Below are 18,021 nucleotides of genomic sequence, written 5' to 3'. Positions count from 1 at the left end.
GACGCGGTCCCGCCGGTCAGGACGCGGTCCCGCCGATCACCCGCAGCAGGTCCGTGACCGTCCGGGTCATCGCCCGGCGGCCCGCGGCGAGGTACGCGCGGGAGTCGACCGCGTCGGGGTGGGCGGCGAGGAAGTCCCGGATGGCGCCGGTCATGGCGGTGTTGAGCGCGGTACCGACGTTGACCTTGGCGATGCCGCCGGCGATCGCCGCGGTGAGTTCCGCGTCGGGGACGCCGGAGGAGCCGTGCAGCACCAGCGGCACGTCGAGGGCGGCCGACAGCTTCTTGATGAGGCCCTGGTCGAGGGCGGCGGTACGGGTGGTCATGGCGTGCGTGCTGCCGACGGCGACGGCCAGGGCGTCCACTCCGGTGTCGGCGACGAAGGCGCGGGCCTCGGCGGGGTCGGTGCGGGCGCCGGACGCGTGGGCGTCCAGCGGCGGCTCGCCGTGTTTGCCGCCGACCTCGCCCAGCTCGGCCTCGATCCACAGCCCCTGGGCGTGCGCCCAGTCGGCGGCGGCGCGGGTGGCGGCGAGGTTGTCGGCGTAGGGCAGCCGGGAGGCGTCGTACATGACGGAGCTGAACCCGGCGTCTGGGGCCCGGCGGAGCAGGGCGTCGCTGACCACGTGGTCCAGGTGGAGGGCGACGGGCACGGCGGCGCGTTCGGCGGCGGCGACGGCGGCGCGGGCGAGCGGGCGGAGCTGTCCCTGGCGGTACTTCACCGCGTTCTCGCTGACCTGGAGGACGACGGGGGCCGCTGCCGCCTCGGCGCCGGTGACGACGGCCTCGACGTGCTCCAGGGTGACGACGTTGAAGGCGGCGACCGCGGTGCCCGCGGCGGCGGCCCGGGTGACCAGGTCACCGGTGGTGGCGAGGGGCACGCTCGTCCTTTCCCGGGCGTCAGGGGGCGAGGATCACCGAGCGGGTGAGGTGGCGGGGCCGGTCCGGGTCGAGGCCCCGGGCGGCGGCGACGGCGACGGCGAGCCGCTGGGCGCGGACCAGTTCGGCGAGCGGGTCGAGTCCGCCCGCGATCCACAGCCCGCCCGTCCTGCCGACCTGTTCGGCCAGTCCCTTCGGCGGTGCGCCGAACATCCAGGTCACGGTGGTGCGGGTGGTGACGCTGACGGGACCGTGCCGGTACTCCATCGCCGGGTAGGACTCGGCCCAGGACAGGGACGCCTCGCGCATCTTCAGCGCGGCCTCGTCGGCCAGCCCGACCGTCCAGCCCCGGCCGAGGAAGGTGAACTGGGTGCGGTCGGCGAGCCGTTCGGGCAGGTCGTCGGCGAGCGCGGTGCGGGCGTCGGCGACGGCCGCGTCGGTGTGCCGGCCGGCGTGGGCGCGCAGCAGGGTGAGCGCGGTGGTGGCGAACCGGGTCTGCACGACGGCGCGTTCGTCGGCGTAGTCCAGCACGATCACCTCGTCGGCGGCGTCCGTCACGGGGCTGTCCGGGTCGGCGGAGATCGCGGTGGTGCGGGTGCGGCCCCGCACCCGGCCGAGCAGGTCCAGTACTTCGGTGGTGGTGCCGGAGCGGGTGAGGGCGACCACCCGGTCGTAGGCGCGCCGGTAGGGGAACTCGGAGGCGGGGAAGGCGTCCGTCTCGCCGTGACCGGCGTCCTCGCGCAGCGCGGCGGCCGACCGGGCCATGAAGTACGAGGTGCCGCAGCCGACGATCGCCACCCGCTCCCCCGGCCGCGGCAACGCGCCGCCGTACCGTTCCGCCTCCGCCGCGGCCCGTGCCCAGCACTCCGGCTGGCCGCGCAGTTCGTCCTCGACATGCGTCATGGGCGCACCCTCCCCAGCGGTGACTGTTCTTGCAAGGTACCGCGCGCTTTCGAGCACGAACAAGCATCTTGCGGGGGGAAGTACGTGGGTTAGGGTCGCCGCAGGACCGAGACGACGGAGGGCGCATGTCGCGCGACGCCCGCTGGAAGGCGCTGCTGGAGCTGCTCGTGGACCGCGGCAGGCTGGAGGTCGAGGAGGCGGCGGCCGAGCTGGGGGTGTCGGCCGCGACGATCCGCCGGGACTTCGACGGGCTCGCCGAGCAGCAGATGCTGGTGCGCACGCGCGGCGGCGCGGTCGTCCACGGGGTCTCCTACGAACTGCCGCTCCGGTACAAGACGGCGCGGCGGGCCACCGAGAAGCAGCGCGTCGCGCGGGCGGTGGCCGCTCTGGTGGCGCCCGGCGAGGCGGTGGGGCTGACCGGCGGCACGACCACCACGGAGGTGGCCCGGGCGCTGGCCGTGCGCGCCGATCTGGCCTCCGGTACGCCCGCGCTGACCGTGGTCACCAACGCGCTGAACATCGCCAACGAGCTGGCGGTCCGCCCCCAGTTCAAGATCGTGCTGACCGGCGGGGTGGCCCGGCCGCAGTCCTATGAGCTGGTCGGGCCGCTCGCGGACGGGGTGCTGGGTCAGATCACGCTCGATGTGGCGGTGCTGGGCGTGGTGGGCCTCGACGCCACGCACGGGGCCGCGGCCCACGACGAGGCGGAGGCCGCGGTCAACCGGCTGCTGTGCGAGCGGGCCGAGCGGGTGGTGGTGGCCGCGGACTCCACCAAGCTGGGCCGCCGCGCGTTCGCCCGGATCTGCCCGGCCGGGGCGGTGGACACGCTGGTGACGGACACGGCGGCGGACCCGGAGGAGGTACGGCGGCTGGAGGAGGCCGGGGTCAGGGTGGTCACCGTCTGATCCAGGCTCGTGGTGGTCACCGTCTGATCCAGGCTCGTGGTGGTCACCGTCCGAGGCGCTCGCCCCGGCCCGGTGTCAGTGTCCGTGGCCGCCCCCGGCCTCCTCGGTGTGCGCCGGGGACTGCGCGCCGGTGCGGACGGTGAACGCCGCGGTGCGGACCTTGCCCTCGTGCCGGAAGTCCAGGAAGAGGCGGTACGTGCCGGCGCTGGGCGCGGTGGCGGTGAAGGAGACGGCCGGGCCGGGCTTCGTGGTGCCGTCGCCGGGCTCGCCGTTCGGGTGGACGTGCAGGTAGGCGAGGTCGCCGGAGCGCAGGGCGACGAGGTGGCCGTAGGCGCCGAGGTAGGGCTGGAGGTCGGCCACGGGCTTGCCGTCGCGGTGCACCGTCAGCCGCAGTTCGCTCGCCCGGCCCGGGCGCAGGGTGCCGGTCAGCTCGACCTGGTAGCCGTCGACCTCGGCGGTGGCGCGGGGGGCCGGCAGCGGCTGGGCCCGGTACGGACCCGAGGCGGCGAGGTCCGCGCCGAGCGTGAGGTTCTCGGCGCCCTCGGCCGCCGGGGTGAAGTCGGCGAAGACGCGGTAGCCGCCCGCGCGGGGCAGGTCGACGGGGCTGCGCCAGGTGCCGTCGGCGCCGAGCACCGGGTGCAGGTGGCGGTAGGTGACCAGGTCGCGTGAGGCGACGATGAGGTGCAGGTCCTTGTCGTGCTCGCGCCGGTACGCGGTGACGGCGCGGCCGCGGTCGTCGCGGATGGTGAAGCGCAGTTCGGTGCGCTCGCCGGCCCGGACGCGCGGGGTGGCCAGGTCCAGGGTGTAGCCGTTCTCGGAGACCTGGAGTCCGCCGGCCGGGGCGGTGTCCGCGCCCTGGTGCCCGGCGTGTCCGTCGCCGCCCTCCGGGGCCGGGGAGGGGCCGCCGTGCGTGCCGTGGGCGGCGGGGGCGCTGTCCTCGACGACCGGGCCGAGGCCCTGGCCGACACCGTAGGCGGTGCCGAACGTCGCAGCCAGCGCGGCGGTGAAGGCGGTGATCCTCAGTGCGGTGTTCATGGCGGTCGTCTCCTCGGGTGCGGGGCCGGCGGTTCGGCGCCGGGGTCCTCCATGCAGCTCACCATACCCCTAGGGGGTATCAAGTCAAGCGACTCGACGCCTTGCTTCCCGTACCCCCTGGGGGTATACATGACTTCGGCCCACCGCCTATACCCCTACCGGGTAGGGGCAAGAGACTATCGCCATCCCACTCGACCGGAGGACCCATGTCTTCGTCCTGCTGCTCCCCCGACGGCCACTGCTCGACCGGCACCGCCACCGCCACCGCCGTCGGCGTCTCCACCACGTACGCCGTCTCCGGGATGACCTGCGGCCACTGCCGCGACACGCTCACCAAGGCCATCGGCGGCCTGGACGGTGTCACGGGCGTCGCGGTCGACCTGGAGGCCGGGCGGGTCACCGTCACCGGCACCCGTGAGCCGGACGACGCGCTGATCGCCGAGGTCGTCGACGAGGCCGGTTACGAGCTGACCGGTCGCGTCTGAGCCACCCGCACGCCCCCGTCCGGCCGGGGCCCGAGCCCCGGGCCCCGGCCGGCCACCTCCTCCCAGGAGCACCCATGACCACCCGTACGACCGGCACCACGGCAGAGGTAGAGCTGGCCATCGGCGGCATGACCTGCGCCTCGTGCGCGGCACGCGTCGAGAAGAAGCTCAACCGGATGGACGGCGTCACCGCCACCGTCAACTACGCGACCGAGAAGGCCAAGGTCAGCTACGCCGGTGACATCTCGGTGCGCGACCTGATCGCCACCGTCGAGGCCACCGGGTACACCGCGCGGGAACCCGAGCCGCCCGCCCGGAAGGACGCCGGGACACCGGAGGCCGACCCGGACGACGCCCTGCGCCCGCTGCGGCAGCGGCTGGTCACCGCCGTGACGCTGGCCGTGCCGGTGATCGCGATGGCCATGGTGCCCGCCCTCCAGTTCGAGTACTGGCAGTGGCTGTCCCTGACCCTGGCGGCGCCCGTGGTGACGTACGCCGCCTGGCCCTTCCACCGGGCCGCCGCCACCAACGCCCGGCACGGCGCGGCGACCATGGACACGCTGATCTCGGTCGGCACCTCGGCGGCCTTCCTGTGGTCGCTGTGGGCCCTGTTCCTCGGCACCGCCGGGAGGCCGGGCATGACCCACCCCTTCGAGCTGACCATCGCCCGCGCGGACGGCGCCGGGAACATCTACCTGGAGGCCGCCGCCGGGGTGACCGCGTTCATCCTGGCCGGGCGGTACTTCGAGGCCCGCTCCAAGCGGAAGGCCGGCGCCGCCCTGAAGGCGCTGCTGGAACTGGGCGCCAAGGACGTCACCGTGCTGCGCGACGGCCGGGAGGAGCGCGTCCCGGCCGGCGACCTGAAGGCGGGCGACCGCTTCCTGGTGCGTCCCGGCGAGAAGATCGCCACCGACGGCACCGTGGTCGAGGGCACCTCCGCCGTGGACGCCTCGATGCTCACCGGCGAGTCGGTGCCGGTGGAGGTGTCCGTGGGCGACACGGTCACCGGTGCCACCGTCAACGTCGGCGGCCGGCTGGTGGTCGAGGCCACCCGGGTCGGCGCCGACACCCAGCTCGCCCGGATGGCGAGGCTGGTGGAGGACGCGCAGAACGGCAAGGCCGCCGCCCAGCGGCTCGCCGACCGGATCTCCGGGGTGTTCGTGCCGGTCGTGATCGCTCTGGCGCTGGCCACCCTCGGCTTCTGGCTGGGCAACGGCGCGGGGCTGACGGCCGCGTTCACCGCCGCCGTCGCGGTGCTGATCATCGCCTGCCCGTGCGCCCTGGGCCTGGCCACGCCGACCGCGCTGATGGTGGGCACCGGGCGCGGCGCCCAGCTCGGCATCCTCATCAAGGGCCCCGAGGTGCTGGAGTCCACCCGGCGGGTGGACACCGTCGTCCTGGACAAGACCGGCACCGTCACCACCGGCCGGATGACCCTGCTCGCCGTGCACCCCGCCGAGGGCGTGACGGAGGACGAGGTGCTGCGGCTGGCCGGAGCGCTGGAGCACGCCTCGGAGCACCCGGTGGCCCGGGCCGTCGCCGACGGGGCGCGGTCCAGGCTGGGCGCGCTGCCCGTGCCCGAGGACTTCGCCAACGTCCCCGGACTCGGCGTGCAGGGCGTCGTCGAGGGCCACGCGGTGCTGGTCGGCCGGGAGAAGCTGCTCGCCGAGTGGGCGATGGAGCTGCCGGCCGCACTGGCCCGGGCGCGGGCCGGGGCGGAGGCCGCCGGGCGGACCGCGATCATCGTGGCCTGGGACGGTGCGGCACGGGCGGTGCTGGAGGTCGCCGACGCCGTGAAGGAGACCAGCGCGGAGGCGGTCGGCAGGCTGCGCGCCCTCGGGCTGCGGCCGGTCCTGCTCACCGGGGACAACCGGGCCGTCGCCGAGTCCGTCGCCCGGGAGGTCGGCATCGCGCCGGAGGACGTCATCGCCGAGGTGCTGCCCGAGGAGAAGGTCCAGGTGGTCGAGCGCCTCCAGGACGAGGGCCGGACCGTCGCGATGGTCGGCGACGGGGTCAACGACGCCGCCGCGCTGGCACGGGCCGACCTGGGGCTGGCCATGGGCACCGGCACGGACGCCGCGATCGAGGCCGGGGACCTGACCCTGGTCCGCGGGGACCTGCGCGCCGCCGCCGACGCGATCCGCCTGGCCCGCCGGACCCTCGGCACCATCCGGTCCAACCTGTTCTGGGCCTTCGCCTACAACGTGGCCGCGCTGCCGCTCGCCGCGGCCGGGCTGCTCAACCCGATGATCGCGGGGGCGGCGATGGCCTTCTCCTCGGTCTTCGTGGTCGGCAACTCACTGCGGCTGCGCTCCTTCCGCGCCGCCGCCCACTGATCCGCTGGGCCCTGCTGTCGCGGGGTGTCGCTGGGGGCGCATTCCGCCGGGGCCCGCTGACCCCCTCGACCCCGCCGCCGCTCGCTGATTCCTTCGGCTCCGCCGTCACGGGGTGTCGCTGGGGGCGTACTCCGCCGCCGCCCGGGTCCGTCGCCGACGGAACTCCCGGGTGGCGGCGCCGCCTTGACTCCCGCCGGCTTGACTCCCCCGCACACCCGCACACCCGCCGCCGCGCCGCCGCGGCCGGCATCTGCGGACCGTGCCGGCCGCCGTCCCGGCGACGGGACGTGCCGGACAGGCCCCGGTCACCCGAACGGGCCCCACCGGGGCGCCCCCGACGCGGCACACCGGCGAGGCTGGTGCCGACCCGTCCCGTGGAGCAGGAGCCGATGACCGAACCGACCCGCGCCGACACGGCGCACCGGGCCGCCGGGGCCCCCGTACGGTGCCGCCGGGGTCCGGCCGCCGTGCTGCGGGATCTGCGGGCCCTGGACGGGGCGCTGTACGCGGCGGTGGCCGCCACCCCCACGCCCACGCTGGACCGGGCGCTGCGCGGGCTGTCGCACGCGGCCGACCACTCGAAGATCTCGCTGGGCGTGGCCGCCGCCCTAGCGCTGGGCGGGGACCGGCCGCGCCGGGCGGCGTTCCTCGGGGTGGCGGCGCTGGCGCTGGCCTCCGGTTCGGCGAACCTGCTGGGCAAGCGGCTGGTGCGCCGGTCCCGGCCGGACCGGGAGGCGGCCCGGGTCACGGTGGACCGGCGGGTGCCGATGCCGGCCTCGGCGTCGTTCCCGTCCGGTCACACCGCGGCCGCGGTGGCGTTCGCCGCCGCCGTCGGCACGGTGCTGCCGACGGCGGCACTACCCCTCGGGGCGCTGGCGGGAGCGGTCGGCTACGCGCGGGTGCACACCGGCGTGCACTACCCGGGCGACGTGGCCGCGGGCGCCGTGCTGGGCCTCGCGAGCGCCGCCGCCGCGCTGGCGGCGGCCCCGGGCGGCGGGTGTCAGCCGAAGGCCCGCACCGCCTGGTAGTACGTCCACGCGGTGCCGTCGCAGGTGGTCCTGGTGGCACCGGTGTAGCGGGCGCACACCCGCTTGAGGTCCTCGTAGAAGGCGCTGTCCAGCCGGGACTTGTTGGCGTCGAAGGCGCCTGCGGCCTTGTAGTTGCGGTAGCCGAAGTCGTGCCGCGCGCAGGAGGTGCTGAAGGGGAAGCCGAGCGGGTTGTCCGGGGAGGTGGAGCAGTAGTCGGTGGACCAGTCGAAGCCGTACGCGGACCAGGCGCCCTGGTCGGCGCGGGCGGCGGCCCACGCGTTGTAGCTGGACGCGCTGGTCTGGGTCCAGCTCGCGAGCACTTGGGGCTTGTCGGCGGGGGCGGCTGTGGCCGCCGAGGCGGCGCCGACGACCGTGGCCAGGGCCAGGGACGAGGCGGTGAGAGCGGTGGCGAGTCTGCGGTGCATTCCACACCTCCATGAGGCCGCGACCCGCCCGTCGGGCCGCAGGTTCATGACAAGATGATGGGCGAGCAGATCGTCTTCCACACCGCTCACGTCCTAATGCACCGTTAACTTCCGTTCCGCCCGGGACACTTGTCACGCGGGTCACTGCGGGGTCGTCGTGCCCGGCAGCGTGTACTCGTCCCGGCGTCCGCACATGCCGTAGCCGCCGATCCGGGTGGGGGCGGCCTGGTGGGCACCGGCCGCGTCGAGGTGGGCGAAGTCCCCGGCCGCCAGGGCGTCGAGCTGGGCGCCGGTGCGTTCGGCGGCGGCGAGCGCACCGGCCCGCCACAGCTCCCGCCAGGCGGGCACCTGGTCGCGCACCAGACGCGCGGCGGCCCGCTGGAACCGGCGGAGCGGGCCGTCGTCCCCGGCCAGCAGGGCCTCGCGCAGCGGCAGGTAGCCCTCGACGGCGAGGTCCCGGCGGCGCCGGGCGGCGGCCTCCGTCTCCGGCCCGATGCCCGGCGGCAGCGCCGCGGCGGCGGCGTACGCCCCGGGGTCGGCGAGCAGCTCGGGCGGGAAGGTGAACACGGCGTCGCCGGCCTCCGGCAGACCGGTGTTCTGCATCAGCACCGTCACCCGCAGTTCGCCGCGAGGCACCATGCGGTGCACGGTGCCCGGTGTGAACCAGACGAGGGAGCCGGGCTCCAGTGTGATGTCCCGGTAGCCATCGGGGCTGAGGGTCTGCACCGCGCCCCGGCCGCCGGTGACGACGTACGCCTCCGTGCACACCAGGTGCAGATGGGGGCTGCCGCCGCACACCTCGTCGGCGGCCTCCCAGCCGTAGGCGCTGAGGTGGGACAGGCCCACCGCGCCGGGCAGCGGGTGCGGGAGGGCGGGCCTCACCACGGCAGCCCCGCCAGGTGGGCGGCGACCCGGTCGCGGTCCCAGGCGCCGTCGGCGATCACCAGGCGGTACCGGTAGGCGAAGGACTCCCCCGGCTCCAGGGTGAACTCCTCGAAGAACGCCCAGGAGAAGGCGACGGTGGGGACGGGCTCGGCGCGGACGAACCAGTGGGAAGGGTGGATCGCGGTGCTCCCGTCGAGGTTCTCGGGGGCGTGCGCGAAGACGAGGGTGGAGTGTCCGTCGGTCTCGTCGTGCTCGGCGGTGAACGCCAGCCACGGGCTCTGATGCCCCATCAGGTCCCCGGCGCCCGCGTCGGTGTCCGGGGCGAGGACGGTGCCGCCGGTGAAGTCGCGGGGGCCGCGCCACTGGAGCCCGGTGTACCCGGCCAGTTCCCGGCCCGCGGTGGTCGGGGAGCCGAACACCAGCGGCGCGTCGCGGATGTTGGTCAGGCGGATCGACCAGTCCAGGGCCCAGGCGCCGGCCACCGCGTCGACCGAGTGGACGCTCAGGCCGCGCTCCTCCCGGGCCCACTCGGCGCCCTCGTGCGCGACCCAGGTGAGGTGCTCGGTGAGGGCGAACCGGCCGTCCTGGACGTCCAGGGCGGCGAACCCGTCGTGCCGCATGGACCCGACGCGTTCGGGCAGCCGCAGGTAACCCCGGCCGGGCACGTAGGAGTTGCCGCCCCAGAAGTTCTGCCCGGACAGATGACTGGCCGTCATCTGCACGCCCTTGTGCCAGCGGTGGTCGCTGGGCCGGTAGCCGGTGACCGTGCGCCCGGCGAGGGTGCGCACCGGGTGGGCGTAGGGCTTGCGGGACTCGAACGGGTCGGGGTCGGGGCGGTAGACGTACCGCAGGATCTCCGTGCCGTTGCCCGCGGTGACCGTGATGTCCTCGCCGTGGGTGTGGGTGACGCGGATGCTCACACGCGCTCCTTCGGGGCCCAGTCGGGGTGGTCGCCGTGCATGGCCGTATAGAACGGGTCGCCGGGGACGATCTCGCCCGCGCGCACCGGCCGCCCGGTGAACGCCGCCTTGTAGAGGGCGGCGGCGAACTCCAGGGTGGCGCGGGCCTGGGCACCGCTGCCCGGGGGCCGCGCCCCCGCGTCCCAGGCGTCGAGGAGGGCGCCGAGCTGCGCGGTGTGGGAGCTGGGTACGTCGGCGGCGGGGGTCCGCCAGGCGGCGGCGCGTGCGGGGTCGACGTGCGGGGCGGGGGTGTACGTCCAGTTGTCGTTGCGGTGCCCGTACAGGTGGGTCAGCTCTACGGTGGCGTCGGCGCAGTCGACGCGGATCCGGCTCACCTCGTCCGGTGACAGGACGCTGTTGACGACCGTGGCCAGGGCGCCGTTCGCGAACCGCACCAGCGCCGTGGAGACGTCCTCGCCCTCGGTGTCGTGGACCAGCCGCGCCGCCATCGCCCGGACCTCCGCCCAGGGGCCGAGCAGGTGCAGCAGCAGGTCGTACTGGTGGATGCCGTGGCCCATGGTGGGGCCGCCGCCCTCGGTGGCCCAGCGCCCCCGCCAGGGCACCGCGTAGTAGGCGGCGTCGCGGTGCCAGGTGGTCTGGCAGTGCGCGACCAGCGGGGCGCCCAGCGCACCGCCCGCGATCAGCTCCCGGGCGTGCGCCGCGCCGGAGCCGTACCGGTGCTGGAAGATCACCGAGGCGTACCCGCCCGACGCCTCCTCGGCCGCCGCGATGTCGTCGTACTCGGCGAGCGAGAGGCACAGCGGCTTCTCGCACAGCACCCAGGCACCGGCCTTCAGCGCGGCCACCGTCTGCTCCCGGTGCAGCGACGGCGGCGTGCCGATCAGCACCAGGTCGGGGCGTACGGCGTCCAGCATGGCCCCGGTCGAGGGGTACCCGGCGACCTCCGCGCCCGCCACGGCCCGGAAGGCGTCCAGCCGGGCCGGGTCCACGTCCACGGCGGCGACCAGCTCCACCCGGTCGGCGTGGGCCCTGAGCGCGGGCAGATGGCTGCCGGCCACGATGGCACCGGTGCCGACGACGGCCACCCGGCGGCGGACGGGGTGCGGGGACATGCGGTCCTCCTCGGACGCCGGCGAAGAGCGGGGCGGGTGCGGTACGGGCCGGACCCGCACGGGAGAAAGCGCTTGCACCCGGGGTGACCCTAGGCGCCGGGCGAAAGCCCGGACAACCCCCTTGCACGGTTCGGGCGGAATCCGGCCCTCCGGGCGGGTGCCTCACTCGGGCCGCAGCGTTTGCGGGCCCCGCGGCCTGCTGGTCGACTGTCGCAGGGGGCCGGGGCCGGTCGCGCGAGGCACCGGCACTCCCCGTCAGCCCCCCGTGGAAGGAGTCCAGGCGTGAGCACCGATCCGCGGCCGGCGAGTCCGGCCCAGCACACCGACGGCAGTCAGCCGTGGCTGCACCAGCAGGGCCGGATCGTCCAGGAGTTCGGCACCGTCAAGCAGTTCCCCGTGGCGCTGTCCATGGACGCCCGCCTGTACTCCTGCCAGCGGGTCAACAAGGTCCTGGCGGACACGCGCATCCTGCACGACCTGTACAAGAAGTACCACTGGCTGATGCGCGGGGCGACGTTCTACCAGTTGCACCTGCTGCTGGACAAGCACGCCGGTGAGCAGTTGGCGCTGATCGACACCATGGCGGAGCGGGTGCAGACCCTCGGCGGGGTGGCGGTCGGCGATCCGCGCCATGTCGCGGAGCTGACCACGGTGCCGCGGGCGCCGGACGGCGTCGAGGAGGTGCCCGCGATGCTGTCGCGGCTGCTGGAGGCGCACGAGCTGATCCTCGTCGAGTCCCACGACGCCGCCGCGCGGGTGCAGGACCTGGGCGACGACGGCACCAACGACATCCTCGTCTCGGACGTCATCCGCACCAACGAACTCCAGGCGTGGTTCCTCGCCGAACACCTGGTGGACACACCGCTGGTACGGGCGTAGGCCCGGTCCGCCGACCCGAGGACGGGCGAACGTGCACGACAATCCCGAGACGGCCCCCGACGGCCGGCCCCCGGCCCCGGCGCCGGAGGGCCGCTGGGCGCGGTTCCGCAAGACGCCGTGGTGGCCCGCCGTCGTCCTGGTGTTCATCCTCGCGGCGGCGGCCGGCCTGTTCGCCGGGTCGTACACGTACACCATGGCCGATCCGACCCCGCACCAGTTGCCGACGGCCGTCGTCGGCTCGTACGACCAGGCGCGGGGCCGGGCGTTCCTGGCCGGGCTGGGCGAGGCGCTCAACTCCTCGGTGCGCACCCATGTGTACGACTCCCGGGACGCGGCCCTGGCGGCCGTCGAGAACCAGAAGGTCTTCGGCGTCTTCGAACTGCGGGACAACGGGCAGCACGTGCTGCTCGACGTGTCCTCGGCGTCGGGGTCCTCGGTGGCGGAGCTGCTGGAGCAGGCGGCCCCGGCGGTGGGGCGCGCCACCGGGGTGTCGGTCACCGTCCGGGACGTCAACCCGCTCCAGGACGGCGACCCGCGCGGTCTGGCCATCTTCTACATCTCGCTCGCCGCGGTGATCATCGGATTCGTCGGCGCGATCCAGCTCAGTGTGCACGCGCGGGCGCTGACCCCGCTGGAGCGGATCGCGTTCACCGCCGCGTACGCGCTGCTCGGCGGGTTCGCCATCGCGGCGGTCGTGGACTGGCTGCTGGGCGCGCTGGACCTGCCGTTCGTGGAGTCGTGGCTGATCCTGGCGTTCACGATGTTCGCCAGCGGCATGACCTTCACCATGTTCAACACCCTGGTCGGGCGGTGGGCGATGCTGCCGACCTGGGGGGTGATGATCCTGCTGGGCAACCCGTCCTCGGGCGGCGCGGTGTCCTGGCCGCTGCTGCCGTCGGCGCTGGGGGTGATCGGCCAGTGGCTGCCGCCCGGCGCCTCGGTCAACGCCCAGCACACGGCGGTGTACTTCGCCGGGCACCAGCACGCGTTCCCGTTCCTGGTGCTGGCCGGGTGGGCGCTGGTGTCCTGCGCGGTCTTCTGGATCTGGCGCCACCGCCACCCGGGCGGCCGGGAGCAACGGCCACCGGACCTGGCGCCGGACGGAGGCGGGGCCTGAGGTAGGGGCCCGGACGGGGGCGGGGTACGCGGAGGGGTTCGGGGCGTGCGGACGGGGCGGGGTACGCGGAGGAGCCCGCGGTGTACGGACGGGGGCGGGGCGTGCGGAAGGACCGCGGACCCAGGCGGGGCGGCGGGTGGACGGACCCCGCCCGCCGGTAAATGCCGCGACCCGCCCCCCGATTGCTGGGACCCTGGCCCGATGACACGAACCGACATGCCTCCCGCCTACGACGAGCGCTCGACGCTGACGACCTTCCTCGACTACGCGCGGGCCACGGCCGCCGCCAAGTGCGCCGGACTGGCCCCCCGCGAGACCGGCACCGCCCCGCTGGCCACGTCCCCGCTGATGACCCCGGGCGGGCTGATCAGCCACCTGCGCTGGGTCGAGTACTACTGGTTCCAGGTGGTGTTCCTCGGCGAGGAGGACGAGGGCCCCTGGACCGACGAGGACCCCGACCGGGAGATGCGGATCGGCGCCACGACGCCGATCGCCGAACTGCTCACGGCGTACGAGGAGCAGAGCGCCCGGTACCGGGAGCTGGTCGCCGCCACCGACCTGTCGGCCACCGCGAAGCGGCCGGTGCGGGACGGCAGCCACGTCACCCTCAACTGGATCCTCATGCACCTGATCGAGGAGACGTCCCGGCACAACGGGCACCTGGACATCCTGCGCGAGCTGATCGACGGCACGACCGGGGACTGACCGCCCCTCACCCCTGGGCGGCGAGGCGGTCCAGCCACTCCCCGAGCAGGTGGCGCTCCGCGCCGGTGAGGGGGGTGCGGTCGGACAGCGCGGCGCGCAGGGCGCGGGCGGCGCCCGCCGGTCCCCCGTCGTCCGGCACGGCCGGCCGCTGGTTGGTGACGGCGGTGACCATCGCCTCCCGCAGGCTGCTCAGCAGGGCCGGATCGCGCCGGTCCGCGGGCTGGGACAGCCAGGTGAGCACCGCGCCGCGCGCCGTGGCGTTGATGATCTGCGCCGCGAGCGCCTCGTCCACGCGCAACCAGCCGGCCGCGGCGAGCCGCCGGACGCGGCCCATCAGGATCTCCATGCCGGCCCGGTAGGCGGCCGAGCCGGTCCGGGTGGGCTCGGCGTACATCAGCGTGAACAGCGCCGGGTTGGCCAGCCCGAACTCGACCGCGGTGTCCCAGCCCCGCTCGAGGTCCTCGATGAGGTCCGGCGGGTCCGGGTCGACGCGCTTGGTGGCGAGGAACGCGGCGAAGCCGTGCTCGACCACGGCGTCCAGCAGTCCCTCCTTGTCGCCGAAGAGCCGGTAGATGGCCGGCGGCTGCAGGCCCGCCGCGTCGGCGACCGCACGCGTGGTGACGGCGTCGCGCCCGCCGCGCGTCAGCAGGTCGATGGCGGCTTCGACGACCCGCTGCCGGGTCTCCTCCCGAGATGACATGAATCGATGATACGTGAGCAGTGGTTTCGCCGTTAGTAACGGTGATAACGTCATAGCGATTCCATCGGAAACAGTTCTGTCATGCCCCTCTGTCATGCCACGGGAGCGCATCATGATCATCGTCACCGGAGCCACCGGGCAGCTCGGCCGCCGGGTCGTCGAGAGCCTGCTCGGCCGCGTGCCCGCCGAGCGGATCGGCGTCAGCGTCCGCGACCCGCGCAAGGCGAAGGCGTTCGCCGACCGGGGCGTGCGGGTGCGCCAGGGCAGCTTCGCCGACCCCGCGAGCCTCGCCCACGCCTTCGAGGGTGCCTCCCAGGTGCTCCTCGTCTCGGTCGACAAGATGGGCGAGGAGTGCGTCGCGCAGCACCTCGCCGCGATCGAGGGGGCGGTCGCCGCGGGCGCCCGGCGCATCGTCTACACCAGCCAGATGGGGGCCGGCGCCTCCTCCCGCTTCCAGGCGTGCCGCGACCACGCCGCCACCGAGGAGGCGCTGCGCACCTGCGGCGTGCCGTTCACCTCGCTGCGCAACGGCTTCTACGCCACCAGCGCGGCGCACTTCGTGAGCCACGCGCCGCACTCCGGGGAAGTGGCGCTGCCCGCGGACGGGCCGGTCGCCTGGACCGCGCACGCCGACCTCGCCGACGCGGCCGCCGCCGTCCTGCTGGACGAGGGCCGCTTCGAGGGCCCCACCCCGCCGCTCACCGGCGGCCGGGCGCTCGACTTCGCGGAGATCGCCGGTGTCGTCGAGGACCTGACCGGCCGCGGCATCAAGAGGGTCACCGTCTCCGACGACGAGTTCCGGCAGCGGTTGACGGGCCAGGGCACTCCGGCCCCCGTGGCGGACCAGTTGCTGGGCATCTTCGCCGCCGCCCGGGCCGGGGAGTTCGCGACCGTCGACCCGACGCTGGCGGAGCTGATCGGCCGCGAGCCGCGCTCCCTGCGCACGGTGCTGGGCGAGCACCTCACGACCGGCTGACCCGCACGGCCCCGGGCCCCGGAGGCGGCACCTCCGGGGCCCGCGGACCCGGCGGTCAGGCGAGCGGCACCGTCACTTCCCCGGTGCCCTCGGCCCGCTCCCCGCCGGCCACCTGGACGGTGAACGGCCGGTCCGTGCCCTCGGCGGTCACCCGCAGCACATCGCCGTCGCGGCGCACCCGGAAGGTCGCGGCCGGCGCGCCCGTCAGGTCCGGGACGGTGACCTCGGCGGCGTACGCGTCCCCGGCCGCGGGGTGCGCGAGCAGCGTCACCCCGTCCAGCCAGTCGCCGTCGGGCCGCTGGTCGTCGGCGCCGAGCGGCAGGACGGCGCCCTCCCGGACGTACAGCGGCAGGCTGTCGTAGCCGTGCCGCTCGGTGCGCCAGGCCGGGCCGGTGACCCGCTCGCCGCTGAGCAGGTGCGTCCAGGTGCCCTCCGGCAGGTAGACCTCCACCTCGCCGTCCTCGCTGAACACCGGGGCGACCAGCAGGTCGGGGCCGAGCATGTACTGTCGGTCCAGCGGGCGGCAGGCCGGGTCGCCGGGGAACTCCAGCACCATCGGCCGCATCACGGGCACGCCGGTGCGGTGCGCCTCGACGGCGGCGCCGTACAGGTAGGGCATCAGCCGGTGCTTGAGCAGCGTGAAGCGGCGGGCGACGTCGACGGCCTCCTCGCCGAACTCCCACGGCACCCGGTACGACGAGGAGCCGTGCAGCCGGCTGTGCGAGGAGAGCAGGCCGAACGCCAGCCACCGCTTGAAGACCGCCGGGTCGGGGGTGCCCTCGAAGCCGCCGATGTCATGGCTCCAGAAGCCGAAGCCGGACAGGGACAGGGACAGCCCGCCGCGCAGGGACTCGGCCATGGCGCCGAAGGAGGACCAGCAGTCGCCGCCCCAGTGCACGGGGAACTGCTGGCCGCCGGCGGTCGCCGACCGGGCGAAGACGACGGCCTCGCCCTGGCCGCGCTCCTTCTCCAGGAGTTCGAAGACGGTCTGGTTGTAGAGGTGGGTGTAGTAGTTGTGCATCCGCTCCGGGTCGGAGCCGTCGTGCCAGACCACATCGGTGGGCACGCGCTCGCCGAAGTCGGTCTTGAAGGTGTCCACGCCCTGGTCGAGCAGCGGCTTGAGCTTGGCCTGGAACCAGGCGCGGGCGTCCGGGCTGGTGAAGTCGACCAGGCCCATGCCGGCCTGCCACAGGTCCCACTGCCACACGTCGCCGTTCGGCCGGCGCACCAGGTGGCCGAGCTCCGCGGCCTCCTCGAACAGCGGGGACTTCTGGGCGATGTACGGGTTGATCCAGGCGCTGATCCGCAGGCCCTTCTCCTTCAGCCGGGCCAGCATGCCCTCCGGGTCGGGGAAGACGTCCGGGTCCCACTCGAAGTCGCACCACTGGTACTCGCGCATCCAGAAGCAGTCGAAGTGGAAGACGGAGAGCGGGATGCCGCGCTCGGCCATGCCGTCCACGAAGGACGTCACGGTCGCCTCGTCGTAGTCCGTGGTGAACGAGGTGGTGAGCCAGAGGCCGAAGGACCAGGCCGGGGGCAGCGCGGGGCGGCCGGTGAGGGCGGTGTAGCGGGCGAGGACGTCCTTCGGGGCGGGGCCGGCGACGACGTAGTACTCCAGCGTCTGGTCCTCGACGCTGAACTGCACCTGCCCGACCGACTCCGAGCCGACCTCGAAGGAGACGGCGCCCGGATGGTTGACGAAGACGCCGTAGCCGCGCGAGGAAAGGTAGAACGGGATGTTCTTGTACGCCTGCTCGCTGCTGGTGCCGCCGTCGGCCTGCCAGATGTCGACGACCTGGCCGTTCTTCACGAACGGGGTGAAGCGCTCGCCGAGGCCGTAGATCTGCTCGCCGACGCCGAGCGCGAGCCGGCTCACCATGTGGTGGGCGCCCTGGTCGGTGGTGGCGAACGCGGTGCTCTTGGCGTCCGCGCGGGTCAGCTCCCGCCCGTCCGCGTCGTGGAAGGTGAGCGTCCACGGGCCGGACCGGTCCAGGCGCAGGGTCAGCGGGCCGCTGGTCAGCTCGGTGACGGGCCCGTCCTGGCGGACCTCGCCGGCCCCGTCCGGGTCGCCGGTGAGCGCGAACTCGGGGCCGGGGTGCCGCTTGCCCGCGTGGTGGGTGACCCGGACGCCGATGACGCCCTCGGCCGGGGAGAAACACTCGGCCGTGATGAGGGGCGCGTTCAGGGTGTCGCCCCGGCGCGTCACCCGTTTCACGGCGGCATGGGCGGTGAAGCGCTTCGACTGGGCGCGTACATCCCGTACTTCGGTGGCGTACGAGAGGTGCACACCGTCGCGGACGAGCCAGAAGCCGTCGGTGAACTTCATAGTCTTCCTCGGGGGTGGGGGCGAGAGCGGTCGGATGGGAGCGCGGACGTCTCGAAAGCCTTTTGATCGTACACAAAACAAATTCGGCCACCAGGGGTCCGAAGCGACTCTTCCCGCGCTGAGCAGGCGTGATTACCGACGAGAGCACCCTCCTCACCCCCCGGAACCGAGAGACGGGCGTCACTTGGGACTAGCGCGGCACCTTGTCCGTGACGTATTAGTCATGCCATCAAACAAAACCGTCCCGGCACGGGAGCCGGGCGGTACGACAGCAAGGGCCGCACCATGTCGAAGCGCTTCAACCCGACTCCCGAGGACAGGTTTACGTTCGGTCTGTGGACCGTTGGCTGGCAGGGCAGGGATCCGTTCGGGGATGCGACCCGGGCGGAGCTGGATCCGGTGGAGTCGG

At 74.3% G+C, this 18,021-nt stretch carries 17 protein-coding genes and 1 pseudogene; 9 read left to right on the top strand and 9 right to left on the bottom strand.

Annotated features, from left to right (window positions below):
• Nucleotides 1–16 precede the first annotated feature (16 nt).
• Both IE316_RS11920 and IE316_RS11915 read right to left on the bottom strand, forming a co-directional pair.
• Nucleotides 17–877, bottom strand: coding sequence for a class II fructose-bisphosphate aldolase (locus IE316_RS11920; RefSeq protein ID WP_190204233.1), 861 nt, complete (start codon nt 875–877; stop codon nt 17–19).
• Between the two features lie 19 nt (nt 878–896).
• A complete protein-coding gene (locus tag IE316_RS11915; protein ID WP_190204232.1) occupies nt 897–1,778 on the bottom strand; it encodes an SIS domain-containing protein in 882 nt (293 codons plus the stop codon).
• A 125-nt stretch (nt 1,779–1,903) separates the two neighbouring features.
• Between IE316_RS11915 and IE316_RS11910 the strand changes: the two genes are divergently transcribed.
• Complete coding sequence (locus IE316_RS11910; RefSeq protein ID WP_190204231.1) at nt 1,904–2,683, top strand: DeoR/GlpR family DNA-binding transcription regulator; 780 nt, start codon at nt 1,904–1,906, stop codon at nt 2,681–2,683.
• A 75-nt stretch (nt 2,684–2,758) separates the two neighbouring features.
• Here the strand turns inward: IE316_RS11910 and IE316_RS11905 are convergent, their stop codons facing one another.
• Nucleotides 2,759–3,718 (bottom strand): DUF8832 domain-containing protein, encoded by a 960-nt coding sequence (locus IE316_RS11905; RefSeq protein ID WP_190204230.1) that lies wholly within the window; start codon nt 3,716–3,718, stop codon nt 2,759–2,761.
• A 206-nt stretch (nt 3,719–3,924) separates the two neighbouring features.
• On the opposite strand from IE316_RS11905, the gene IE316_RS11900 reads away from it, so the two are divergent.
• The 3 genes from IE316_RS11900 to IE316_RS11890 all read left to right on the top strand — a co-directional run bounded on the left by IE316_RS11900 (nt 3,925) and on the right by IE316_RS11890 (nt 7,567).
• Nucleotides 3,925–4,203, top strand: coding sequence for a heavy-metal-associated domain-containing protein (locus tag IE316_RS11900; protein ID WP_190204229.1), 279 nt, complete (start codon nt 3,925–3,927; stop codon nt 4,201–4,203).
• A 74-nt stretch (nt 4,204–4,277) separates the two neighbouring features.
• The gene (locus IE316_RS11895; RefSeq protein ID WP_190204228.1) at nt 4,278–6,539 is read left to right on the top strand and encodes a heavy metal translocating P-type ATPase; all 2,262 of its coding nucleotides are present in this window, start codon (nt 4,278–4,280) and stop codon (nt 6,537–6,539) included.
• Between the two features lie 389 nt (nt 6,540–6,928).
• Entirely contained in the window at nt 6,929–7,567 is a 639-nt protein-coding gene (locus IE316_RS11890) for a phosphatase PAP2 family protein (RefSeq protein WP_190204227.1), read from the top strand.
• Here IE316_RS11890 and IE316_RS11885 read toward each other — a convergent pair.
• From IE316_RS11885 to IE316_RS11870, 4 genes are all read right to left on the bottom strand, one after another.
• Nucleotides 7,540–7,992: a phospholipase gene (locus tag IE316_RS11885; RefSeq protein ID WP_190204226.1), complete on the bottom strand. Its 453-nt coding sequence runs from the start codon at nt 7,990–7,992 to the stop codon at nt 7,540–7,542. The two genes, IE316_RS11890 and IE316_RS11885, sit on opposite strands and share 28 nt — an antisense overlap.
• 141 nt (nt 7,993–8,133) lie before the next feature.
• The gene (locus IE316_RS11880; RefSeq protein ID WP_190204225.1) at nt 8,134–8,877 is read right to left on the bottom strand and encodes a cupin domain-containing protein; all 744 of its coding nucleotides are present in this window, start codon (nt 8,875–8,877) and stop codon (nt 8,134–8,136) included.
• Nucleotides 8,871–9,797, bottom strand: a complete 927-nt coding sequence (locus tag IE316_RS11875; RefSeq protein ID WP_190204224.1) for a DUF6807 domain-containing protein — start codon at nt 9,795–9,797, stop codon at nt 8,871–8,873. Before IE316_RS11875 ends, IE316_RS11880 begins: the two co-directional genes overlap by 7 nt.
• On the bottom strand, nt 9,794–10,909 hold the full coding sequence (locus IE316_RS11870; protein ID WP_190204223.1) for a Gfo/Idh/MocA family protein: 1,116 nt from the start codon (nt 10,907–10,909) through the stop codon (nt 9,794–9,796). The genes IE316_RS11875 and IE316_RS11870 overlap by 4 nt, the downstream gene beginning before the upstream one ends.
• Before the next feature lie 282 nt (nt 10,910–11,191).
• Here IE316_RS11870 and IE316_RS11865 point away from each other — a divergent pair, with 282 nt between their 5' ends.
• The 3 genes from IE316_RS11865 to IE316_RS11855 all read left to right on the top strand — a co-directional run bounded on the left by IE316_RS11865 (nt 11,192) and on the right by IE316_RS11855 (nt 13,610).
• The gene (locus IE316_RS11865) at nt 11,192–11,788 is read left to right on the top strand and encodes a Dps family protein (protein ID WP_190204222.1); all 597 of its coding nucleotides are present in this window, start codon (nt 11,192–11,194) and stop codon (nt 11,786–11,788) included.
• Nucleotides 11,789–11,819: 31 nt separating this feature from the next.
• On the top strand, nt 11,820–12,905 hold the full coding sequence (locus IE316_RS11860; RefSeq protein ID WP_190204221.1) for an ABC-2 transporter permease: 1,086 nt from the start codon (nt 11,820–11,822) through the stop codon (nt 12,903–12,905).
• A gap of 201 nt (nt 12,906–13,106) precedes the next feature.
• Nucleotides 13,107–13,610 carry a DinB family protein gene (locus IE316_RS11855; RefSeq protein WP_190204220.1) on the top strand — a complete coding sequence of 168 codons (504 nt, stop codon included), beginning with the start codon at nt 13,107–13,109 and terminating at the stop codon, nt 13,608–13,610.
• Between the two features lie 7 nt (nt 13,611–13,617).
• On the opposite strand, the gene IE316_RS11850 is transcribed toward IE316_RS11855, so the two are convergent.
• Complete coding sequence (locus IE316_RS11850) at nt 13,618–14,310, bottom strand: TetR/AcrR family transcriptional regulator (RefSeq protein ID WP_190204219.1); 693 nt, start codon at nt 14,308–14,310, stop codon at nt 13,618–13,620.
• A gap of 112 nt (nt 14,311–14,422) precedes the next feature.
• Between IE316_RS11850 and IE316_RS11845 the strand changes: the two genes are divergently transcribed.
• The gene (locus IE316_RS11845) at nt 14,423–15,286 is read left to right on the top strand and encodes an SDR family oxidoreductase (RefSeq protein WP_190204218.1); all 864 of its coding nucleotides are present in this window, start codon (nt 14,423–14,425) and stop codon (nt 15,284–15,286) included.
• Between the two features lie 55 nt (nt 15,287–15,341).
• Here the strand turns inward: IE316_RS11845 and yicI are convergent, their stop codons facing one another.
• Nucleotides 15,342–17,612 carry an alpha-xylosidase gene (gene yicI / locus IE316_RS11840; protein WP_190204217.1) on the bottom strand — a complete coding sequence of 757 codons (2,271 nt, stop codon included), beginning with the start codon at nt 17,610–17,612 and terminating at the stop codon, nt 15,342–15,344.
• 285 nt (nt 17,613–17,897) lie between these two features.
• Here yicI and IE316_RS35495 point away from each other — a divergent pair.
• Nucleotides 17,898–18,021, top strand: a pseudogene (locus tag IE316_RS35495) (xylose isomerase); the annotation flags it as partial.

The organism is Streptomyces fumanus, from assembly GCF_014655295.1.
Taxonomy (GTDB): Bacteria; Actinomycetota; Actinomycetes; order Streptomycetales; family Streptomycetaceae; genus Streptomyces; species Streptomyces fumanus.
This window is presented reverse-complemented; position numbering and strand designations above follow the sequence as displayed.

What these genes read in the sequence shown, in the direction of transcription:
- IE316_RS11915 (WP_190204232.1), bottom strand. Translation starts at nt 1,778, where the DNA reads ATGACGCATGTCGAGGACGAACTGCGCGGCCAGCCGGAGTGCTGGGCA.
- IE316_RS11910 (WP_190204231.1), top strand. Translation starts at nt 1,904, where the DNA reads ATGTCGCGCGACGCCCGCTGGAAGGCGCTGCTGGAGCTGCTCGTGGAC.
- IE316_RS11905 (WP_190204230.1), bottom strand. Translation starts at nt 3,718, where the DNA reads ATGAACACCGCACTGAGGATCACCGCCTTCACCGCCGCGCTGGCTGCG.
- IE316_RS11900 (WP_190204229.1), top strand. Translation starts at nt 3,925, where the DNA reads ATGTCTTCGTCCTGCTGCTCCCCCGACGGCCACTGCTCGACCGGCACC.
- IE316_RS11895 (WP_190204228.1), top strand. Translation starts at nt 4,278, where the DNA reads ATGACCACCCGTACGACCGGCACCACGGCAGAGGTAGAGCTGGCCATC.
- IE316_RS11890 (WP_190204227.1), top strand. Translation starts at nt 6,929, where the DNA reads ATGACCGAACCGACCCGCGCCGACACGGCGCACCGGGCCGCCGGGGCC.
- IE316_RS11885 (WP_190204226.1), bottom strand. Translation starts at nt 7,992, where the DNA reads ATGCACCGCAGACTCGCCACCGCTCTCACCGCCTCGTCCCTGGCCCTG.
- IE316_RS11870 (WP_190204223.1), bottom strand. Translation starts at nt 10,909, where the DNA reads ATGTCCCCGCACCCCGTCCGCCGCCGGGTGGCCGTCGTCGGCACCGGT.
- IE316_RS11855 (WP_190204220.1), top strand. Translation starts at nt 13,107, where the DNA reads ATGACACGAACCGACATGCCTCCCGCCTACGACGAGCGCTCGACGCTG.
- IE316_RS11850 (WP_190204219.1), bottom strand. Translation starts at nt 14,310, where the DNA reads ATGTCATCTCGGGAGGAGACCCGGCAGCGGGTCGTCGAAGCCGCCATC.
- IE316_RS11845 (WP_190204218.1), top strand. Translation starts at nt 14,423, where the DNA reads ATGATCATCGTCACCGGAGCCACCGGGCAGCTCGGCCGCCGGGTCGTC.
- yicI (WP_190204217.1), bottom strand. Translation starts at nt 17,612, where the DNA reads ATGAAGTTCACCGACGGCTTCTGGCTCGTCCGCGACGGTGTGCACCTC.